15 protein-coding genes, 2 tRNA genes and 1 riboswitch are annotated in these 16,665 nt (G+C 72.5%); of the genes, 9 read left to right on the top strand and 8 right to left on the bottom strand.

Translation table 11 applies throughout. From position 1 onward, the window contains the following. Positions 1-21: 21 nt before the first annotated feature. Positions 22-1,041, bottom strand: a complete 1,020-nt coding sequence (locus tag DB32_RS36610; protein ID WP_053237294.1) for a zinc-dependent alcohol dehydrogenase — start codon at positions 1,039-1,041, stop codon at positions 22-24. A gap of 95 nt (positions 1,042-1,136) precedes the next feature. Here DB32_RS36610 and DB32_RS36605 point away from each other — a divergent pair, with 95 nt between their 5' ends. The 6 genes from DB32_RS36605 (at position 1,137) to sugE (ending at position 7,010) form a co-directional block, all read left to right on the top strand. After that, positions 1,137-2,066 carry a LysR family transcriptional regulator gene (locus tag DB32_RS36605; protein WP_053237293.1) on the top strand — a complete coding sequence of 310 codons (930 nt, stop codon included), beginning with the start codon at positions 1,137-1,139 and terminating at the stop codon, positions 2,064-2,066. A 38-nt stretch (positions 2,067-2,104) separates the two neighbouring features. After that, positions 2,105-3,943, top strand: a complete 1,839-nt coding sequence (locus tag DB32_RS36600; RefSeq protein ID WP_083458237.1) for an AMP-dependent synthetase/ligase — start codon at positions 2,105-2,107, stop codon at positions 3,941-3,943. Then, positions 3,943-4,512 carry a hypothetical protein gene (locus DB32_RS36595; protein WP_053237292.1) on the top strand — a complete coding sequence of 190 codons (570 nt, stop codon included), beginning with the start codon at positions 3,943-3,945 and terminating at the stop codon, positions 4,510-4,512. The genes DB32_RS36600 and DB32_RS36595 overlap by 1 nt, the downstream gene beginning before the upstream one ends. 132 nt (positions 4,513-4,644) lie before the next feature. Next, positions 4,645-5,358 (top strand): DUF4230 domain-containing protein, encoded by a 714-nt coding sequence (locus DB32_RS36590; RefSeq protein ID WP_075098113.1) that lies wholly within the window; start codon positions 4,645-4,647, stop codon positions 5,356-5,358. Between the two features lie 15 nt (positions 5,359-5,373). Next, the gene (locus DB32_RS36585) at positions 5,374-6,546 is read left to right on the top strand and encodes a saccharopine dehydrogenase family protein (protein ID WP_053237290.1); all 1,173 of its coding nucleotides are present in this window, start codon (positions 5,374-5,376) and stop codon (positions 6,544-6,546) included. Positions 6,547-6,607: 61 nt separating this feature from the next. Next, a riboswitch (guanidine-III (ykkC-III) riboswitch) is annotated at positions 6,608-6,670 on the top strand. Between the two features lie 19 nt (positions 6,671-6,689). Beyond that, entirely contained in the window at positions 6,690-7,010 is a 321-nt protein-coding gene (gene sugE / locus DB32_RS36580) for a quaternary ammonium compound efflux SMR transporter SugE (RefSeq protein WP_053237289.1), read from the top strand. On the opposite strand, the gene DB32_RS36575 is transcribed toward sugE, so the two are convergent. From DB32_RS36575 to DB32_RS47540, 5 genes are all read right to left on the bottom strand, one after another. Then, a complete protein-coding gene (locus DB32_RS36575) occupies positions 6,994-8,190 on the bottom strand; it encodes a sigma-54-dependent Fis family transcriptional regulator (RefSeq protein ID WP_053237288.1) in 1,197 nt (398 codons plus the stop codon). The genes sugE and DB32_RS36575 overlap by 17 nt on opposite strands. A gap of 49 nt (positions 8,191-8,239) precedes the next feature. Beyond that, entirely contained in the window at positions 8,240-9,097 is an 858-nt protein-coding gene (locus DB32_RS36570) for a tetratricopeptide repeat protein (RefSeq protein ID WP_053237287.1), read from the bottom strand. Continuing rightward, a complete protein-coding gene (locus DB32_RS36565) occupies positions 9,094-10,629 on the bottom strand; it encodes a serine/threonine-protein kinase (protein WP_053237286.1) in 1,536 nt (511 codons plus the stop codon). The genes DB32_RS36570 and DB32_RS36565 overlap by 4 nt, the downstream gene beginning before the upstream one ends. Positions 10,630-10,905: 276 nt before the next feature. Further along, positions 10,906-10,979, bottom strand: a tRNA-Pro gene (locus DB32_RS36560). 8 nt (positions 10,980-10,987) lie between these two features. Then, positions 10,988-11,070 (bottom strand) — tRNA-Tyr (locus DB32_RS47540). Between the two features lie 510 nt (positions 11,071-11,580). On the opposite strand from DB32_RS47540, the gene DB32_RS36555 reads away from it, so the two are divergent. Genes DB32_RS36555 through DB32_RS36545 form a run of 3 tightly spaced genes read left to right on the top strand, consistent with a single transcriptional unit; the run spans position 11,581 to position 14,892 of the window. Beyond that, positions 11,581-12,696 (top strand): pectin acetylesterase-family hydrolase, encoded by a 1,116-nt coding sequence (locus tag DB32_RS36555; protein WP_053237285.1) that lies wholly within the window; start codon positions 11,581-11,583, stop codon positions 12,694-12,696. A gap of 13 nt (positions 12,697-12,709) precedes the next feature. Next, positions 12,710-13,171, top strand: a complete 462-nt coding sequence (locus DB32_RS36550; RefSeq protein WP_053237284.1) for a hypothetical protein — start codon at positions 12,710-12,712, stop codon at positions 13,169-13,171. Continuing rightward, a complete protein-coding gene (locus tag DB32_RS36545) occupies positions 13,171-14,892 on the top strand; it encodes a hypothetical protein (protein WP_053237283.1) in 1,722 nt (573 codons plus the stop codon). The genes DB32_RS36550 and DB32_RS36545 overlap by 1 nt, the downstream gene beginning before the upstream one ends. On the opposite strand, the gene DB32_RS36540 is transcribed toward DB32_RS36545, so the two are convergent. Both DB32_RS36540 and DB32_RS36535 read right to left on the bottom strand, forming a co-directional pair. Further along, positions 14,893-15,921, bottom strand: a complete 1,029-nt coding sequence (locus tag DB32_RS36540; RefSeq protein ID WP_053237282.1) for a M29 family metallopeptidase — start codon at positions 15,919-15,921, stop codon at positions 14,893-14,895. A 28-nt stretch (positions 15,922-15,949) separates the two neighbouring features. Further along, entirely contained in the window at positions 15,950-16,657 is a 708-nt protein-coding gene (locus DB32_RS36535; protein ID WP_053237281.1) for a DUF4272 domain-containing protein, read from the bottom strand. Positions 16,658-16,665: the final 8 nt, after the last annotated feature.

The following is a 16,665-nucleotide window of genomic DNA, read 5'->3' as shown; positions in this document are numbered from 1 at the left end:
GCGACGTGCTTGCGACCGTCCTCACTCGCGCGCGACGACCATCTTCGTCGCGGGCTCGCCCCACGCGTCGCGCGCATCGCCCCACATCACGCGCGCCATCGTGACCGCGTCGATCGCGAGGGTGCGATCCGCGAGCTTCGCGAGGACCTCGGGCAGCACGGCGCGCGCGTGCGCGCGGCCGGTGAGGAAGCGGACGCCCTTCGAGTAGAGCTCGAGCAGCGGCAACGACACCTCGGTGGTGTAGACGCCGACGCTCGTGCACGTGCCCTCGACGTCGGTGCACGCGAGCGCGAGCCGCAGCCCCTCGGTGCGTGCGCTCGCGTCGACCGTGATCGCGAAGCGGCCCGGCTTGGCGTCGCGCGCGAACGGCACGACCCGCGCCCCGAGCGCGCTCGCGATCGCGAGCCGCGCCTCGTCGTGATCGACGTACGCCACCTCGCTCGCGCCGAGCGCGCGCGCCGACGCGACCGCGTACAAGCCGATGCTCTCGGCCGCGCCGCCGACCACCAGCACCGGCGCGCCCGGCAGCTGCGCGAGCGGCTCGGCGACCGTGCGCCATCCGTCGCTCACGTTGTCCGCGGCGCCCGCCGCGATCATCGGATCGAGCCCTTCCGGGAGCGCGACCAACATCGCGTCGGCGTAGGGCACGCGGATCACGTCGGAGAGCGCGCCGCCCCACTCACGACCCGACAGCGGTCCGAGCCCGAACGACGATCGCAGCGGCACCTCGCGGCACGATCCGGTGAAGCCGCGCGCGCAGCGATCACACGCGCCGCACGAGATCTGGAACGGCACCACCACACGATCCCCGGGCCGCACGCGCGTGACGCCGCTGCCCACCTCGAGCACCTCGCCGACCGTCTCGTGGCCCACCGCGAACGGCCCGGCCATCGGGAACACACCGGTCACGATCGCGCGATCGAGATCGCACCGCGTCACCACGAGCGGCCGCACCAGCGCCTCGCCCGCGCCTTCGACCCGCGGCGCGTCGCGCTCCCGCCACTCGAGCTTCCCGCGCTCCACGAAGACCAGCTCCTGCATCGTGCACCTCCGTCGATCGCAAGGTGCGCCACGGTCGTTCGCGACGGTGTTGCGAAGATGCAAGACCCCCTTGCGAGAACGCTACACTGCCTGCGATGGACTGGGGCGATCTCGCGTTCTTCCTCGCGGTCACGCGCACGGGGTCGCTCGGCGCGGCCGCCAAGCGGCTCGGCGTCGCGACCACCACCGTCTCGCGGCGCATCGACGCGCTCGAGGCCTCGCTCGGTCTCCCGCTGCTCGAGCGAAGGCCCGACGGAGTGCGCGCGACCGCGCACGGCGCGCGCATCGTCGCGCTCGCCGAGCCGATCGAGGCGCAGGCCGCCGAGCTGGAGCGCGCGGCGCTGACCTTGCGCGAGGGTGGGATCGCGCGGGTGCGCGTCTCGGCGACCGAGACCGTGATCGCGGATCTCCTCGCGCCTCGCCTGCCGCGCCTGATCGAGCGCGCGCCCGACGTGCGCGTCGAGCTGCGATCGAGCGCGGCCCTCGTGAGCCTCGCGCGGCACGAGGCCGACCTCGCGATCCGCATGTCGCGTCCGACCGACTCCGCGCTGATCGCGAAGCGACTGCCCGCGCTGCGCCTCGGGCTCTGGGCGAGCGCGGGCTACCTCGGCCGTCGTGCGCCCGACGCGATCGATCTCGCGTGCGAGCGCTTGCTCGGGTACGACGAGGGATACGGCCTGATCCCGGAGGTGCGCTGGTTCCGCGAGAGCGGCCTCGACGACGCGCTGGTGATGCGCACCACGAGCACGCGCGCGCTCCTCGCGAGCGCGGTGGCGGGCGCGGGGATCGCGCTGCTCCCCGAGGCGCTCGCGCGCCCCGCGGGGCTGATCGAGGTGCCGAGCCCGCGTGGCCTGGTGCCGCGCTCTCCGTGGCTGCTGGTCCATCGCGATCTCGCGCGTGTGCCCGCGGTGCGCGCGGTGAGCGCGTGGATCGTCGAGTCGATCGAGCACGCGGTGCGCGGTGGTCGGCCGCCTCGGCCTGCGAATGGCCCGGATCGCCGGTTCCGCGCGCGCCCGGGGGGCTAGATGGACGGTGTCGGCGCTGTTACCCTCCCGAAACTCCCATGGAAACGACGACGGAACCCAGCACCGCCACGCGCTCCCGCAAGGCGACCGAAGGCTTCAAGCCGCGCTTCGACTCGCTCGTCGCGATCTACGAGCACGCGACGACGAGCTTCGCCGAGAGACCGCTCTTCGGCACGAAGAAGAACGGCGAGTGGAAGTGGCTGACCTATCGCGAGTTCGCGCAGCAGACCGACGAGGTCCGCGCGGCGCTCGCGGAGCTGGGCGTGGGCGTCGGCGATCGCGTCGCGATGATCGCGAACAACCGCGCGGAGTGGGCGATCGCGGCGTACGCGACGTACGGGCGCAAGGGCGCGTTCGTCCCGATGTACGAGTCGCAGATGCCGAAGGAGTGGGAGTACATCCTAAAGGACTGCGGCGCGAAGGTCGTGATCTGCGCGAGCGAGAAGATCCGCGACGCGATCCTCGGCCTGCGCGGCAACACGCCCGACCTGCAGCACGTCGTCGTCGTCGACGGGAGCGCGAAGGACGGGTCGATCGGCTGGAGCGATCTGCGCGCGAAGGGACGCGGCAAGAAGGTCCCGAACGAGAAGCCGCAGCCCGACGACCTCGCGGGCCTCATCTACACGTCGGGCACCACGGGCAACCCGAAGGGCGTGCGCCTCTCGCACGCGAACCTCGCGAGCAACGTGAGCGCGATGCACGAGGTCTTCCCGATGTCGCCGGAGGACCGCTCGCTCTCGTTCCTCCCGTGGGCGCACAGCTTCGGGCAGACCGTCGAGCTCCACGGCCTGTTCTCGATGGGCGCGTCGATGGGCATCGCGGAGAGCGTCGACAAGATCATCGACAACCTCGGCGAGGTGAAGCCCACGCTGCTCTTCAGCGTGCCGCGCATCTTCAACCGCATCTACGACCGCCTGCACAAGCAGATGGCCGAGGCGACGCCGCTGCGCCGCCGCATCTTCGAGAGCGCGGTCGCGAACGCGGCGCACCGAAAGAAGCTCGCGGAGCAGCGCCGCACGAGCGGCTTCGCCGACTTCAAGCAGCGCATCTTCGATCGCGTCGTGTTCCAGAAGGTGCGCGATCGTTTCGGTGGCCGGCTGCGCTACGCGTTCTCGGGCGGCGCGGCGATCAGCAAGGAGGTCGCCGAGTTCATCGACAACCTCGGCATCACGGTCTACGAGGGCTACGGCCTCACCGAGACCTCGCCGATCGCGACCGCGAACTGGCCGGGCGCGCGCAAGATCGGCAGCGTCGGCAAGGCGATCCCGGGCGTGCGCATCGCGATCGACCTCGGCGCGACGGGCGATCCGCGCAACGGCGAGGTCGTCGTGTTCGGGCACAACGTGATGCAGGGCTACTACAACCTGCCCGAGGAGAACGAGAAGGTCTTCACCGAGGACGGCGGCTTTCGCACCGGTGACATGGGCTATCTCGACGACGACGGGTTCCTCTACATCACCGGGCGCATCAAGGAGCAGTACAAGCTGGAGAACGGCAAGTACGTCGCGCCCGCGCCGCTCGAGGACAAGCTGAAGCTCTCGCCGTACGTGGCGAACACCTTCGTCTACGGCGACAACAAGCCGTACAACGTCGCGCTCGTCGTGCCGGAGATGAAGGAGATCGAGGAGTGGGCGCAGGCCCAGCAGATCCACAAGCGCGGCAGCGAGCTGCTCGAGGACGAGAAGGTCGTCGCCCTGCTCCGCGGTGAGATCGACAAGTACAGCGGCGAGTTCAAGCAGTTCGAGAAGATCAAGAAGATCAAGCTGATCGCCGAGGACTTCACGCAGGAGAACGGCATGCTCACGCCGAAGCTCTCGCTGAAGCGCCGGGTGGTGATGCAGCGCTGGGGCGCGGAGATCGAGAAGCTCTACACGTGATGCGCGCGCGCATCGCGGCGATCGTGGTCGCGCTCGCGTCGTCGGCGTGCGGCGGCGCGAGCGGAGAGACGGCGCAACCCACGACGACGTCGGGCGCGGAGACCGCGCGCTCGGCGTCGTCGCCGTATGCGAGCGGGCCGCTGCCCGAGACCGTCGCCGCGAACCAGCAGGGCGAGCGCGTCGCGAGCACGTCGAGCGAGGGCGCGAGCGCGCCGAGCGAGGCCGACGTGCTCGGGCGCTCGGGCTACGGCGGCGCGGGTCGCGGTGCGGGCGGTGGCTCCGCGCTGATCGGCGCGGATCGCGAGCACCCGGTGCCGACGTGCGGACCGCAGGAGAGCTATCTGTTCGTCGCGCGCGACTTCCAGTGCCCGGGCGGACAGCCGAACCCGTTGGGCGGCGATCCCGGCGCGGGCGCGGCGGCGCGACGAGGGAACGTCGGACCGCACTCGTACACCGGGCCGCGCAGCGGGGACCCGCTGCAGGACGCGCACATCGTCGACGTGTACGAGGTGCCGTGCCCGAGCGGGCCCGTCGAAGTGTTCGTCTGCATGTACCACTGCGCGCCGTGACGGGATTTCTCGAGGTCACTCGCCTTCGCTGAGCGCGCGGCGCGAGTGTTTCGCGCTCACGGATGCGCTTGGATGCGCGATGATCGCGGCGCGTCGTACGCGGGATGTGCGGCGTCGAGCGAGGTCGTTTCGATGCACGACGAGAAGACCGACGTGAGCCACGAGCGCGAGCCGCGGGCGCCGAGCGGAACGCAGCGGCGTGTGGTGCGGGGCGGGGCGTGGGTGTTGGTCGTGCTGCTCATGGCGTCGATCGGCGCGGGCGTGGTGCAGCTCGGATGGAACCTCGCGCACGTCGCCGTGCCTTCGAGCGAGGCGCGCACCGTGCGATCGGGGCCCGACGTGGTGGTCGCGGTGCGCGATCTCGCGCGGCTCGAGTCGGCGTCGTTCCACATGGAGCGCGTGGTCGAGCTCACGAGCACGCAGCGTCGCGTCTTCGGGCTCCTCGAGGCGGAGGACTCGATCCTGCTCGTCGCCGCGGCGGACGTGGTCGCGGGCGTGGACCTGAGCGAGCTGCGCGATGGAGACGTGGTGGTCGATCCCGAGACGCGTCGGGTGCGCGTCACGTTGCCGCCCGCGCGCGTGCTCTCCGCGCGGCTCGACTCGGAGCGGACGTTCGTGCACTCGCGGCGCACCGACGTGCTCGCGATGCGGCGCGAGCAGCTCGAGAGCGAGGCGCGACGCGAGGCCGAGCGCACGCTCCAGGCGAGCGCGATCGAGGCCGGGATCCTCGATCGCGCGGCGACGAACGCGGAGCGCACCGTCGAGGCGCTGGTGCGCTCGCTCGGGTTCGAGCACGTCGACGTCGAGGTGCGCGCGGCCGGGCCGGTGATCGACGCGCCGCGGTGATAGCCTCTCGCGCGCATGGCGGACACATCTCGCGCGCTCGACGTCGTGGTCTTCGGCGCGACCGGGTTCACCGGGCGCCTCGTGTGCGAGCACCTCGCGCAGCACGCGCCCGAGGGCACACGCTGGGCGATCGCGGGGCGCGACGAGCGACGGCTCTTCGCGATGCGCGGCGAGCTCGAGACGCGACCTCGTCCACCCCGCGAGGTGATCATCGCGAACGTCGACGACGCGCGCTCGCTGCGCGCGATGGCCGATGCGGCGCGCGTGGTGCTGTCGACCGTCGGGCCCTATGCGCGCTACGGCGAGCCGGTCGTCGAGGCCGCGGTCGAGGCGGGCAGCGACTACGTCGACATCACGGGCGAGCCCGCGTTCGTCGATCGCTGCATCGAGCGCTTCGACGCGAAGGCGCGCGAGCGCGGCGCGCGCATCGTGAACAGCTGCGGCTTCGAGAGCATCCCCGACGATCTCGGCGCGCTCTTCACCGCGAAGATGCTCCCGCAGGGCGCGCCGATGACGATCGAGGCGTTCGTCCGCATGCGCGCGACCTTCTCGGGCGGGACGTGGAACACCGCGATCGCAGGGATGGCGAACGCGCGCGAGAACACCGTCGGTCGCAAGCGGCCGCGACCGCGCGACGCTGCGCGACGCGTCCGGCTGATGCCGCGGCGCGTGCGATGGGTGCCGCAGCTCGAAGCGTGGGCGGTGCCGATGCCGACGATCGAAAACGAGGTCGTGCTGCGCAGCGCGCGCGCGCTCGACGTGTTCGGGCCCGACTTCCAGTTCGGGCATCACCTCCGGATGCGCCACCTGCGCGGCGTGCTCGGCCTCGCGCTCGGCGTCGGCGGCGTCGCGGCGCTCGCGCAGCTGGGGCCGACTCGCGAGCTGCTCGAGCAGGTGCGCAAGCCTGGCGAAGGGCCCGACGCCGCGGCGCGCATGCGCTCGTGGTTCGAGCTCACGCTGATCGGCGAGGCTGCGAGCCATCGTGTGATCACCACCGTGAGCGGCGGCGATCCCGGCTACGACGAGACCGCGAAGATGGTCGCGCAGTCCGCGCTCTGCCTCGCGCTCGATCGTGCGTCGCTGCCCCAGCGTGCCGGCGTGATCACGCCCGCGGTGGCGATGGGCGATCGACTGCGCGAGCGCCTGCAGCGCGTGGGCGTGCGCTTCCAGGTGAAGGAGAAGATCTGAGAGAGCGTTCGAGCGCTCCAGCTGGACGAGGCTGGACACGGCGCGCGAGCGCCGTAGATCTGGCTCGGCGCCGCAGCGCCCCGGACGAGGCGCGTCGTACCCGGTGAGGACAAGACGACGCGAGGAAGGACGTTCCTCTCGTCATGGCATGGGGTCTTCTCGTCGTCGCCGGTCTGCTCGAGGTGTGCTGGGCCATCGGGCTGAAGTACACCGAGGGATTCACGCGTCCGCTGCCGAGCGTGCTCACCGCGTCGGCGATCGTCGCGAGCATGTATCTCCTCGCGCGCGCGGCGCGCGAGATCCCGATCGGCACCGCGTACGGCGTGTGGGTCGGGATCGGCGCGCTCGGCGCGGCGGTGCTCGGCGTCGTGCTCTTCCGAGAGCCGCTGAGCGTCGCGCGCGTGGCGTGCCTCGTGATGCTGGTCGCGGCGATCGTCGGGCTGAAGCTCACCGCACCGGCGTGATGCCGTACTGCTCGAGGTAGCGCCGCACCTGGCGTCGCGAGCGCCGCATGCGCCGCGCGACCTCGCTCACGTTGCCGTCGGCCTCGCGCCACGCGCGCTCCACGTCCTCGCGGCTCGGCGCGCCGAGCTTCGACCGCACGCCCGACGCCGGGCCGATGCTCGGTGTCGCGGCGTGCGGTGCGTCGAGGCGCGCGGCGACGAGGTCGAGCTCGAGGCACGTCGCACCGACACCGCGCACGCGCAGCTCGGTCGCGACCGTGAGCAGCTCGCGCACGTGGAAGGGCCAGTCGTGCGCGAGCAGCGCCTCGACGAGCGAAGGCGCGAGCGGCGGCGCGTCGGCGCCGAGCGCGTGGCGCAGGATCGGGAGGATGTCCTCGCGTCGCGCGCGCAGCGGAGGTGTCGCGAGGGTGCGCTCCGAGAGCTGCGCGTGGAGATCGGATCGGAGCCGCCCGTCGGCGATCGCGCGCCCCAGATCGCGATGCGACGCCGCGACGAGACGGACGTCGACGGAGATGCACGCCAGGCGCGTGGAATCGTGCACGAGCGTCGACTGCACGGCGGACGGGAGCTCGTCGACGTCGCTCAGGAAGAGCGTGCCGCCGCGCGCCTGCTCGATCAGCGCCGTCACGACCGAGGGCGCCATCACCGCGCTGCCGCGCATCGCGACGAACGCGCCGGCGCGCCCGCTGCGCGCGTGGAGCGCGCGCGCGACCGTCGACTTGCCGGTCCCGCTCTCGCCGGTGACGAGCACGCTCGAGCGCGAGGCGGCGAGCGCGTCGACCGCGGCGCGCAGCGCGACGATGCGCGGGGCGCGGCCCAGCACGCCGTCGATCGCGACGTCGTCGTCGGTGCTCGGTGCTTCTCGCAGCAGCAGGAACGTGTCGCCGACCCGCAGCACGTCGCCGTCGGCGATCACCGCCTCGTAGCGGACGCGCCGGGCTCTCGCGCCCTGGCGCAGCACGAAGGTGCCGTTGGTGCTCGCGTCGCGCACGCGTGCGCCGCGCCCGTCGCGCATCACCGAGAGATGCCATCGCGACAGGCGCGGATCGCGGATGCTGATCGAGCGCCCACCGTTCGTCGCGCGGCCGATGACGAGCGGCTCGTCGCGCAACGGGAGCTCGACGGGCAGATCGCGATCCGGCGCGTCGAGCACGCGCAGCACGAGGCGGGGCGAGAGCATCCTTCGAGGCGTGGGTCGACGCGCGCTCGATGGATTTTCGAGCCCGCGATCAGGGGCGCTCGACCTCGATCGCGCGCGCGCCGTCGCCCGCGAGCAGCAGGATCACGTCGATCACCACGAGCACCGCGCCGAGCGCGGCGACTCCGATCGAGACGTTCGTGAGGTCGGTCGCGAGCATGCCTTCCTCGCGCAGCGCGAGCGTCGCCTGCCCGGGCGTGTGGTACGCGTCCCAGAGCGACTGCGCGTGCACGCCGAAGCCGACGATGCCCCCGGCGCCGATCGCCGCGATGCTCGCGCCGACGTACGTGAGCCAGCCCGGATCGCGCAGGACGAGGCGCGTCTCGCGAGGTGGCGGCGGTGTGATCGCGACGGGCGCCGGGAGCGAGAGCGCCACGTCGAGCTGCTCGCCGCGCTCGACGGTGATGCGCCGGATCGACTCACGATCGGCGGCGCGCGCGGTGAGCACGTGCGGACCGGGCGCGAGGCGCACCTCCAGCGGTGCGGGGCCGACGGGGTCGCCGTCGATGCGGAGCTCGGCGGGCTCCGACGTCGTGACGCGCACGACCGCGAGGCGCGCCTCGAGATCGGCGAGCAGCGCTGCCGCGTAGGCGCGCTGCGCGTCGTCGAGCGCGTCGCTGGTCGTCAGCGAGCGGTACTCGCGCCACGCGTCGCTCCATCGTCCGAGCCGCTGGAGGCAGATCGCGACGTTGAAGCGCACCGCGTCGTGAGGATCGAGCTGCTGCGCGCGGACGAAATGCTCGAGGGCCTCGGCGTAGCGCTCTTCGCCGTACGCGACCTCGCCCGCGTGGAACTCCGTGCGGGCGCGCGCCTCGAGCGACACGTCCTGCGCGCGAGCGACCGGCGCGACGAGGAGGAGGAGAGCGAGGATCGCGGCGCAGCGGGTCATTCGCGGTAGGGCGAAGGAAGCAGGTGCAGATCGGGCGCGCCGCGGGGCGCTTCGTCGGGCTCGGGCGCGGCGGGCGCGATCGGCGCGGGCTCGAGCGCGGGAGGGACGACGCGCGGGCGCGGACGGATGGTGGCGCGCACGGGCTCGATCGCGATGGGCTCGGTCGTGGTGGGCTCGGTCGTGGTGGGCTCGGTCGTGGTGGGCTCGGTCGTGGCGGGCTCGATCGTGGTGGGCTCGATCGTGGTGGGCTCGATCGCGGCGGGCTCGATCACCGCGGGCTGGCTCGGCGGGACGAGCGCGGGCGCGGCCGCTGGGGCGACCTCGTCGCGCCGTGTGGCGAGCCACACGCTCGTGCTCACGCCGACGAGCACCGCGATCGCGAGCGCGACCCAGCGCCGCGTCGCGCGACGCGGCGGCGGGCGCCGCGACCGGCGTACGCCCGATCCGGGCGCTGCGTCGTCCGCGGCCGGCGCGTCGTCGTCGGGTCGATCGCGCGCCACGCTCGCGCCGCCGGGCAGCGTGCTCTCCTCGATCGCCGCGCGCGCCCGGATGCGCGACGAGAACCGCGCGCGCATCCACTGCTCGACGTGCTCGGTGCTCGCGTGTCCGCCCGACTCCGCGGCCCTCGCGAGCCCACGCGCGATCGGCTCGAGCGACGCGACGCGCTGCGCCACGTCGCGCGCGAGACAGCGCTCGACGAGCTCCGCGATCGACGGGTCGATCCCTGGCGCCTCGTCCGTCAGCGCGGCGATCTCGCCTGCCTCGACCTGCCGCATCCGCGCGCTCGCGCCGTCGGCGTCGAAGAGACGTCGCCCCGCGAAGCACTCCCACGCCATCACGCCGAACGCCCACACGTCCGCAGCGCGCGTCGCCGGTCGTCTGCCGCTCGAGAGGAGCTCGGGCGCGAGATAGCCGATCTTCCCCTTGAGCTCGCCGGTCGCGGTGTGCGCGAGACGACCTCGCGCCGCCGCGATGCCGAAGTCGACGACCTTCACGCGACCGTCGAGCGCGACCAGCACGTTCTGCGGGCTCACGTCTCGGTGCACGATCCCGAGCGGCGCGCCCGACGCGTCCTTCGCCTCGTGCGCGGCGTGCAAGCCGAGCGCGGCGCGCGCGAGCACGTGCGCGAGGAACGCAGCGGGTGGGCGCTCGGCCGCGACCTCGACGAGCGAGCGCCCGTCGATCAGCTCCATCACGAGCCAGGGGAGCCCGCGATGGATCCCGGTGTCGATCACCTCGACGACGTTCGCGTGCGCGACCTGCGACGCGATGCGCGCTTCGTCGAGGAACATCGCGACCATCGCGGGATCCACCGCGTGGTGCGGGTGCATCACCTTCATCGCGAGGTGCTTCTCGAAGCCGCCCGCGCGACGCCGGCGCACCAGCAGCACCTCGCCCATGCCGCCGCCCGCGACGAGGCCGACGATCTCGTAGCCGTCGACGACCTCGCCGGTTCGCGGCCGCTCGGGCAGCGTCCCCGACCCGTCGTGCGAGCGCCCCTCCTCGCGCGACTCTGCGAGCCGATCCCCCATCGACGTGGCCGCGCATCCTGTACCGAGAATCCCGGCGACGCCCGCCCCCGCGAGCGCGTCGGCTCCTCGCGCGGCGAGTCGCACGGAAGTCGGAGGTACCGCCCCTCACACCCCGAAGGGTGCGCACCGGCTAGCAACCGGGCCCGGGCCTCGCCCGGTTCGACTTCCAAGAAGAGAGGAGGGCGGAAGAGTCGAACTCCACACCGCGAAGGTGCCCTCGGTTTTCGAGACCGCGCCGATCCCCGGATCGGATCACCCTCCGAACGAACGCACTGATCGGCACGGCAGGGCTCGAACCTGCGTCGTCTCCGCCCCAAACGGAGTGCCTGAAGCCACTAGGCTACGCGCCGAGAACGAATGGAGCGGGAAGGACTCGAACCTCCCGTGCCCCGAAGGGCCGCGGCTTTACAGACCACCTGCCGCACCTGCGGCGTCCGCTCCGTGGTCGAAACAATTGCGATTGAACGCGCGCGACAATCGCAATTGAGTGCGCGTCGATCCAAGCCGCAACACGCGCTCGGTCACCCAGCGCGCCGGGCGTGGTCGCACTGCTGGACGTCCTCGGTCCTGCCGGGCGCTCTCGGTCCCGGTTCCGCTCGGCGAGAGCCGCGGAAACGACGAAGGCCGCCCGGGGATCCCTGGGCGGCCTTCGCGCAGCACACGGGTGCGACGACGATTTCCGCCTAGGAGCTCGGGCTCGGAGAATACGGCGCAGGGCGACTCGACGGGCGAGCCGGGATCTCCACCACGCACGGGAGCGAGCCCGCGCGACCGGAAGAACCGGAGCAGCCGGAGCGCGACGAGCGCGCGATCGAGAGCAGGAGCGCCATGACGTTGAGCCTGGTCTACGGGATGTCGTGTCGCGCGTCAAATCAAAAAGTGATCGTCGCTCAATGAAGCAATCTGCACGTGCTTGGAGCACACGGATGCTTTCGGCACAATCGCGAGCTGATGGCTTCATCGACGCGCTCCGTGCTCACGCTCGTCCTGCTCTCGTCGCTCGCGGGGTGTGGTGACGACTCCGACGCGCCGCCGCTGCCGCGCGCCGAGGACCTGCCGCCCGGCGAGTGGACCGAGATCGCGCCAGGCGGCGACACGATCTGCTCGCGCGGCGACCCGTACTCGTTCTTCGTGCGGCCGGGCAACGTCGATCGCGTGATCGTCGACTTCATCGGCGGCGGCGCGTGCTGGGACGAGTTCACGTGCGGCGTCGCCGACGCGATCTTCAGCGACTCGGTCGACGAGATCCGCGCAGCGGTGCAGAGCGGCGACCGCGCGGGCCTCTACGATCACGAGAACCCGGACAATCCGTTCGCCGACTACTGGCACGTCGTCGTGCCCTACTGCACCGGCGACATCCACTGGGGCAACGCGACGACGACGTACGGCGAGGGCGACGCGGCGGTCACGATCCACCATCGCGGCGCGGTCAACGCGCGCGCGGTGCTCGACTGGGTCTACGACTCGTTCGAGTCGCCGGAGCGCATCCTCGTGACCGGCTGCAGCGCGGGCTCGTACGGCTCGGTGCTGTGGAGCGCGCACATCATGGAGCACTACCAGGACGTGCCGATCCTGCAGTTCGGCGACAGCGGTGCGGGCATCATCACCGACGACTTCTTCCGCAACAGCTTCCCGTCGTGGAACGCGCTCGAGGTCTTCCCGACGTGGATCCCCGCGCTCGATCCCGACGAGCACGACATCTTCTCGATGGCGCTGCCCGACCTCTACGCGGGGATCGCGAACGCGTACCCGACGCAGCACATGAGCCAGTACAACACCGCGCTCGACGACAACCAGACGTTCTACTTCCGCGCGATGGGCGGCAGCGGCGTCGAGGAGTGGAGCGAGCGCATGCAGATGTCGATCGCGGAGATCGAGGAGCGCGCGCCGAACTTCTCGTCCTACCTCGCGCCCGGCCAGCAGCACTGCATCGTTCCCTACGAGAACTTCTACACGGTGAACGTGGGCGGGCGTCGCCTCGTCGACTGGCTGCGCGAGCTCGAGCGCGGAGAAGACCCGCCGAGCGTCGCGTGCAGCGGAGACGAGTGCAGCGCGGCGACGCCCTGACCGGAGCGAGCGGATGGCTGGATACGTGCTCCTCGACCGCTTCGTGCCGGTGCTGGTGTCTCGTCGTGTCGGTCCGATGAACGCAGAGACGATGGCGTCGCTGCGGAACGAGGTGAACGCGCGGATGCGCGCGTCGAACGAGAAGATCGCGCTCGTCTACGACGCGCTGCCGAGCGCGGCGGGAGCGCCCGACGCCGCGGCGCGCAAGGTCGTCGCGGACTGGTGGCGCGAGGACCGTGAGCTGCTGATCCGGCGCTGCGCGTGCATCGAGTTCTGTCTGCCCTCGGCGGTCTCGCGCGGCGTGCTCACCGCGATCCTGTGGATCGCGACGCCGCCGATCCCGACAGGCGTGCACAGCGACTCGCGCACCGCGGTCGAGGCCGCGATCGAGCGCGCGGGACGGCGCGGGACGATCGAGCCGATCGCGGTGCTGAAGGCGCTCGACGCGCTCTCCACGCCGGTGCGCGCGTCCTGATGCGCGCGCTCACGATCGTGCTCGCGTCGCTCGCGCTGATCGCGTGCGGTGACGACGACGGGGACGTGACGGACGCGAGCGCGAGCGACGCCGGTGGGATCGATGCGGGCGCGCCCGATGCGGGCGCGTTCGATGCGGGCGTGTTCGATGCGGGCGCGAGCGATACCGGGCCGCCGCTCGACCCCGAGGAGCCACCGCGCACCATCGCGCTCGAGGGCGATCCCGCGGCGCTCGGTGCGCACGGCGGAGTGACCGCCGGCTGGGACTTCGACGGGGACGTCGACGGGTTCGACGTGGTGGTGCCCGACGGGGGGCCGTTCGTGCTCTACGCGTCGCTGGAGCCCCGCATCGACGACATGGTCGAGCGGACGATAAGCCTCGGGCTCTCGTCCAGCGACGGCGCTCCCATCGGAGATCGCGCGACCGGCACGCGATACGCCGCCATCGCGCGCCGCGTCCCGAGCGCGAGCACGGTGCGGCTCACGGTGTCGAGTGATCGTGCCGCCTATTACGTGCTCCTCGTGGCGCTCCTGACCGAGGCCGACGAGGGCGAGCTCGACGACGCGACGTCGCCGCGGCGCACGCTCGCGATCTCCCCCGCGCCCTCCACGACGACGCTCGCGCTGGGGCGCCCGAGCCATCCGGGTGACGTCGACGCGGTGCGCGCCGAGGTGCCGGCGCACGCGGTCCCGCAAGTGCTGCGCGTCGTCGTTCAGGAGCGAGAGGGCTCGTACCCCCGCGTGGGGCCGCTCCCCGGCGATCAGGTGTTGCGTGTGCTCCTCGGCGGCTGGGCCGACGCTGCGTCGTGTCGCGCATCGTGCCCGCGCGATGCGAGCGCGTCGCCGGCGCTGCTCGCGGAGGTCGACGCGGCGTGCGAGCAGCGACAGTGCCTGGTCGCGCGGCGGGTCGACCGCGCTTCGCCCGACGAGCGGGCGTCGTTCGACGTCGTCATCCCGCTGCCTCCCGCGAGCTCGACGACCTCGCTCACGATCACCCGAGATGCCGGAGACGCCGCGGTCGACGTGGAGTCCGACCTCACGCTCACGCTCGAGGAGGACACGGACGAGGCCGCGCGGTACGCCGGAGGCGCGGAGCAGCCGTCCTCCGCGACGATGGCGTACGACGCGACGGCCGCGGACTACCCGATGCCTTCGCTCGCGAGCAGCACCGTCCTGCGAGGCGAGCTCACGTACGGCGGCGGCGCGGTGCAGGGCGCCGGCGACTACGACGCATGGCCGAGCGACGTGGACACGTACCTGCTCCAGCTGCCGTCGAGCGATCCCGGCGGCGGGCTCGGGTGGATGGTCGCGTGGTACTTCGCGGGCGCCGCGTCGGCCGCGCCCGGCACGCTCGCGATCGACGTCGAATTCTGCGACGGCGACGTGCTCACCGGGGGCGGTGGGTGCACGCCGGTGTCGACGCACTCGGGCGGCGCGCCGATCACGCTCGTCGACGACGGCGCGAGGACGAGCTGGCACTCGACCGAGCCGCTCCCGCAGTGGTCGGTCCGCCCGACCGGAGCCACCGTCGCGAGCGCGGCGCAGTGCAGCTGCATCGAGCCGCGTTTCGTGCGAGGCGGCACGCTGCGCCTCGCGGTGCGCGCGCACGAGCGGCGGAGCGTCGAGCCGATCGAGTACTCCGTCCACACCGCCCTCACGACGTACCCGCGCCCCTTCACGGGCGGGACCTGCCCCGCGACGTGCGCCTACACCGATCGCTGATCAGCGGAACGGATCGATCCCGGTGACGAGATCGTCCACCAAGCGTCCTGCACGAACGAGCGCGCGGCTGCCGGCGTCGACGTCCATGCGCCGCGCGAGCAAGCGCAGCTGCACCGGGCACGCGAAGGGCGCGCGCGTCTCGGCCTCGAAGCTGTAGCCGAGGCCCACGCTCACCCCGGGCAGCAGCGCGTCCTGCACCTCGAGCCCGGACTCGGCGCGCGCGAGATAGTTCGTCGGCAGCCCGATGATCCCGACGCGTCCCGCGTTCGCGTGGCTCGCGAGGTACTCGTCGAGGTCCGCGCGCAGCTGCGCGTCGTCGCAGTGCACCGCGCGCACGCGCCCGCCGTCGAGCTCGAAGCGGATGCGCGCGCTCGGCGCGCGATCGCGTCCGATGCGCAGCGCGCCGAGCACGCCGCGATCGGGCGCGAACGTGCCCGACACCGACGCCGGGTGGAAGAACGCGTGCCCCGCCGGGAGGTTGTCGGGCTTGCCCGGCGAAGGCCGCCCGTCGGACGTGAGGATCGGATACGCGCGATCGAGCGTGACCGTGATGTCGGTGCCGCCCGGCGCACGTGCGCGCAGCTGTCGCGAGCCCTCGAGCGCATCGCGCACCCGCGTGTTGATCTCCGCGATGCGCTCCGGCTCGGCGCGGTACGACTGCGCGAACAGCTTCGCGTCCGCGCGCGTGAGGTGCAGGTGTCGCACCCGCCGCTTGCGCGCGACCGCGAGCACCGCCATCGAGAGCGACGGCGGCAGGCCGTGCTTCGCGATCAGGATGCTCGCCGGCGCGTCGCTCAGCGCGTCCTCGACCCAGCGCTCGACCTGCATCGGGCTGCCCTCGGGCGCCGCGTCCGCCGACACCGACTCGCCGCGCGCGCCGGCCGCGGCGATCGCGTCCATCAGCCAGCGCGCGAGGGGCGCCGCCTGCCAGTGCAGCACCACCACGCGCTCGTCCGCCGCGACGGCGAGGCATCGTCGGACGACGTTCTCGGCCCCGCGCCGCGACGAATTCAGATCGAGATCGTCCACGAGCCGCGATGCTGCCGGATCGCGACGTTCAGGTCGAGACGTCGACCTCCGAGTAGATGGGATCGTCGCCGTTCAGCCAGTTGATCGCCTGGTGCCGCTCTCGCGCGATCGACGCCACGCGCCGGAGCGCTTCCGCGCTGGCGCGCGCGATCGGCGCGCCGTCGATCCCGAGATCGCCGTCGATCAGCATCGACGAGTCGATCTCGAGCGGCCCGAACCACGCGGTGCGCGCGAACGAGACGAGGTCGATCGTGCCGGGGCGCAGCCGCTGCTCGACCACGCGCCAGTGGATCGCGAAGAGCCGCTCCCGCATGCGATCGATCGAGCGCGCGCTGCGCAGCGTCGGCGCGCGGAGCGCCTCGGGCAGCGAGCCGCCGACCGCGAGCGCGGTCGAGACCGCGCCCACGTCGTTCACGCGATCGTGCGCCGGCAGCTGCATCAGCCCGAGCGCCCAACCGAGCACCGCCGCGCCCTCGAAGCGCCACACCGACGCGACCGTCGCCTCCGCGCCGAGCGCGCCCACGTCCGACTCGATGCGGGCGCGCTCCTCGGGCTCGACCTCGCCGTGCAGCCCTTCGTTGCCGATCCAGCGGCGGATCTGCGCGAGCACGCCGCGCGCGCGATCCCGATCGCGGTCCTGCTCGATCAGACCTCGATGCGCGATCGCGGCGAGCACGCGGGCGCGACGCAGCACGCGATCCGCGCTCGGCGGTTGGTTCTCCGACTCCGTGTCCATTCGGCGCG

The sequence above is a fragment of the Sandaracinus amylolyticus genome, from assembly GCF_000737325.1.
GTDB classification, from domain to species: Bacteria; Myxococcota_A; Polyangia; order Polyangiales; family Sandaracinaceae; genus Sandaracinus; species Sandaracinus amylolyticus.
This window is presented reverse-complemented; position numbering and strand designations above follow the sequence as displayed.

Excerpts from the sequence above, each read along its gene's own strand:
- DB32_RS36575 (WP_053237288.1), bottom strand. The coding sequence starts at position 8,190 with ATGCTCTCGCCCCGCCTCGTGCTGCGCGTGCTCGACGCGCCGGATCGC.
- DB32_RS36610 (WP_053237294.1), bottom strand. The coding sequence starts at position 1,041 with ATGCAGGAGCTGGTCTTCGTGGAGCGCGGGAAGCTCGAGTGGCGGGAG.
- DB32_RS36595 (WP_053237292.1), top strand. The coding sequence starts at position 3,943 with ATGCGCGCGCGCATCGCGGCGATCGTGGTCGCGCTCGCGTCGTCGGCG.
- DB32_RS36585 (WP_053237290.1), top strand. The coding sequence starts at position 5,374 with ATGGCGGACACATCTCGCGCGCTCGACGTCGTGGTCTTCGGCGCGACC.
- DB32_RS36545 (WP_053237283.1), top strand. The coding sequence starts at position 13,171 with ATGCGCGCGCTCACGATCGTGCTCGCGTCGCTCGCGCTGATCGCGTGC.
- DB32_RS36550 (WP_053237284.1), top strand. The coding sequence starts at position 12,710 with ATGGCTGGATACGTGCTCCTCGACCGCTTCGTGCCGGTGCTGGTGTCT.
- sugE (WP_053237289.1), top strand. The coding sequence starts at position 6,690 with ATGGCATGGGGTCTTCTCGTCGTCGCCGGTCTGCTCGAGGTGTGCTGG.
- DB32_RS36565 (WP_053237286.1), bottom strand. The coding sequence starts at position 10,629 with ATGGGGGATCGGCTCGCAGAGTCGCGCGAGGAGGGGCGCTCGCACGAC.
- DB32_RS36535 (WP_053237281.1), bottom strand. The coding sequence starts at position 16,657 with ATGGACACGGAGTCGGAGAACCAACCGCCGAGCGCGGATCGCGTGCTG.
- DB32_RS36590 (WP_075098113.1), top strand. The coding sequence starts at position 4,645 with ATGCACGACGAGAAGACCGACGTGAGCCACGAGCGCGAGCCGCGGGCG.
- DB32_RS36600 (WP_083458237.1), top strand. The coding sequence starts at position 2,105 with ATGGAAACGACGACGGAACCCAGCACCGCCACGCGCTCCCGCAAGGCG.
- DB32_RS36605 (WP_053237293.1), top strand. The coding sequence starts at position 1,137 with ATGGACTGGGGCGATCTCGCGTTCTTCCTCGCGGTCACGCGCACGGGG.
- DB32_RS36555 (WP_053237285.1), top strand. The coding sequence starts at position 11,581 with ATGGCTTCATCGACGCGCTCCGTGCTCACGCTCGTCCTGCTCTCGTCG.
- DB32_RS36570 (WP_053237287.1), bottom strand. The coding sequence starts at position 9,097 with ATGACCCGCTGCGCCGCGATCCTCGCTCTCCTCCTCCTCGTCGCGCCG.